Here is a 2,336-nt window from a genome sequence, read left to right as displayed (position 1 = left end):
GGCTTCACTGGGGGTCAGTCGTTGCTCGGTCACTGGCGCATTGTCCCTGCAGGAGATGAACGGATGGTGTTGCCGTACGGCTTGGGGGACCGTGCAGCTTAGGGGACGAGGATGACTTTGCCGGTGGTGCGGCGCTGTTCAAGGTCCTCGTGGGCACGGGCTGCCTCGCCGAGAGGATAGCGTGCGCCGATCCTGACCTTGAGGCTGCCGTCGGCAGCGGCGGCGAAGACTTCGTCGGAGCGCCAGCGGCGTTCCCGGGCGTCGCGCAGGTAGTGGCCCATGGTGGGCCGCGTGAGGTACAGCGAGCCGCCGGCGTTGAGCCGCTGCGGGTCGAACGGCGGGACCGGGCCGGACGCTGCGCCGAAGAGGACCAGCATGCCCCGGATGCGCAGGGACGCCAGGGAGGCGTCGAAAGTCTCTTTTCCGACGCCGTCGTACACCACATCCGCGCCGGTGCCGTTGGTCAGATCCCGGACCCGGTCGGCCAAACCGTCGTAGCGCAGCACGTGGTCGGCGCCGGCTTCGCGGGCCAGCTGCTCTTTCGCGTCTGTCGAAACGGTGGTGATGACGTTGGCGCCCCTGGCCTTGAGCAACTGGATCATCAGGAGCCCCACACCGCCGGCGCCGGCGTGGAGCAGCACGGTGTGGCCGGACTCGACCTTGAAGGTGGAGTTGATCAGGTAGTGGGCCGTCACGCCCTGCAACGGCAGCGCCGCGGCGGTGAAATCATCCAGGCCGTCGGGAACCGGGAGGGCCTTGTCCTCATCGACGAGTGCGTAGCCGGCGTAGCAGTCAGCGCCCTCGGCCGTGGCCACCCGGTCACCGGGAGCAAACCCGGTGACGGCGTCGCCGACCTCCTCCACGGTGCCCGCGGCCTCGGAGCCGGGCGTGAAGGGGTAGCTGACCTTGTAGACGCCGCTGCGCTTGTAGGTGTCAATGAAGTTCACGCCCGCGGCCGCGACCTTGACCAGCAGCTGGCCGGGCCCGGGAACGGGCCGGGCTGTCTTGTCGAGTTCGAGGACCTCGGGGCCGCCGGCCTGGCGGGCGACGATTGCGTGCATCATGTGGCTCCTTTTCCGGGCGGGGAATTCTGTCCCGGTCCCTGGGTCCATCCTAGGGACACCGGGGGTAACCATGAAGGGGCCTTCCGTAACCAGCCGTCACGTGATGTTTGGGCGGACGTTGCCAGGAGGCGGCAGGTCCTGCGCGGCCGCCGGCGGTCCGTCCTTTAGTAGCGGCGGGTTACCGTTGCCATCGGGCATTCGAAGTGGCGGCCGGCGGCGAGTCCGACGTCGTTGAGGTAGCGGACAATGATGGCGTACGACTGCATCAGCGTGGTTTCCGTGTACGGGACCTGGTGCTTGGCGCAGTACTCGCGGACGATCTTGGCGGCCTGGTGCAGCTGCGGGCGGGCCATGTCCGGGAAGAGGTGGTGTTCGGCCTGGCGGTTGAGGCCGCCGAGCAGGATGTCCATGAAGCGGCCGCCCGAGATGTTCCGGGACGTCAGGACCTGGCGGCTGAAGAAGTCCACCCGGCTGTCCGCCGGCAGCACCGGCATGCCCTTGTGGTTCGGCGCGAAGGACGCGCCCATGTAGAAGCCGAACACGGCCAGTTGGACGCCGATGAAGGCGAACGCCATGCCCAGCGGCAGGAAGGTGAACGCGAGGACCGGCAGGAGGCTGAGCCGGACCGCGAGGATCGGGATTTCGACCCAGCGGTGCGTGACCTTGGCCCGGCGGACGATGAATTTCACGGAATCGATCTGCAGTCCCAGGCCCACCAGGAACAGGAGCGGGAAGAAGAACCAGCCCTGCTTGCGGGTCAGGAACGCGAGGCGTCCCTGGCGGTCGGCTACGGCTTCGGGGTGGAAGGCGATGGGGCCGGGCGCGATGTCCGGGTCCTTGGAGATGACGTTCGGGTGGTTGTGGTGCGCGCCGTGCTTCTGCTCCCACCAGGAGTAGCTGATCCCGGCCACGGAGGTGGCGAGCAGGCGTGCTGCCCAGTCGTTGGCGCGGCGGGACGCGAAGATCTGCCGGTGCCCGGCCTCGTGGGCCAGGAAACTCAACTGCGTGCAGATGATGCCCAGGGCGGCGGCGATCAGGAGCTGGAACCAGCTGTCACCGATCAGCGCGAACCCGAACCAGGTGGCGGCCATCAGGAGCACCAGGCTGGCGAACACCGTGATGTAGAATCCGACGCGCCGTTCGAGGAGGCCGGCCGTCTTCACACTCTTGAGGAGTTCCGAGTAGCTCAGGACGACGGCGTTGGGCTGCCGGACCCGCGATGGCGGCCGCGCCGGCGTTTCGGCGGGAAGGGTGGAAGTGGCGGTCATAGGG

The 2,336-nt window shown here is 68.0% G+C and carries 2 protein-coding genes; both read right to left on the bottom strand.

Annotation, left to right across the window (positions count from 1 at the left end; all coding sequences use genetic code 11):
• Positions 1–98: 98 nt before the first annotated feature.
• A complete protein-coding gene (locus tag LQV45_RS26240; RefSeq protein WP_230009617.1) occupies positions 99–1,064 on the bottom strand; it encodes a quinone oxidoreductase in 966 nt (321 codons plus the stop codon).
• Between the two features lie 164 nt (positions 1,065–1,228).
• Positions 1,229–2,332, bottom strand: a complete 1,104-nt coding sequence (locus LQV45_RS26235) for an acyl-CoA desaturase (RefSeq protein WP_028277262.1) — start codon at positions 2,330–2,332, stop codon at positions 1,229–1,231.
• Between the last annotated feature and the right edge of the window lie 4 nt (positions 2,333–2,336).

It is taken from the genome of Microbacterium sp. Bi128, assembly GCF_918698205.1.
This window is presented reverse-complemented; position numbering and strand designations above follow the sequence as displayed.

What these genes read in the sequence shown, in the direction of transcription:
- LQV45_RS26240 (WP_230009617.1), bottom strand. Translation starts at nt 1,064, where the DNA reads ATGATGCACGCAATCGTCGCCCGCCAGGCCGGCGGCCCCGAGGTCCTC.
- LQV45_RS26235 (WP_028277262.1), bottom strand. Translation starts at nt 2,332, where the DNA reads ATGACCGCCACTTCCACCCTTCCCGCCGAAACGCCGGCGCGGCCGCCA.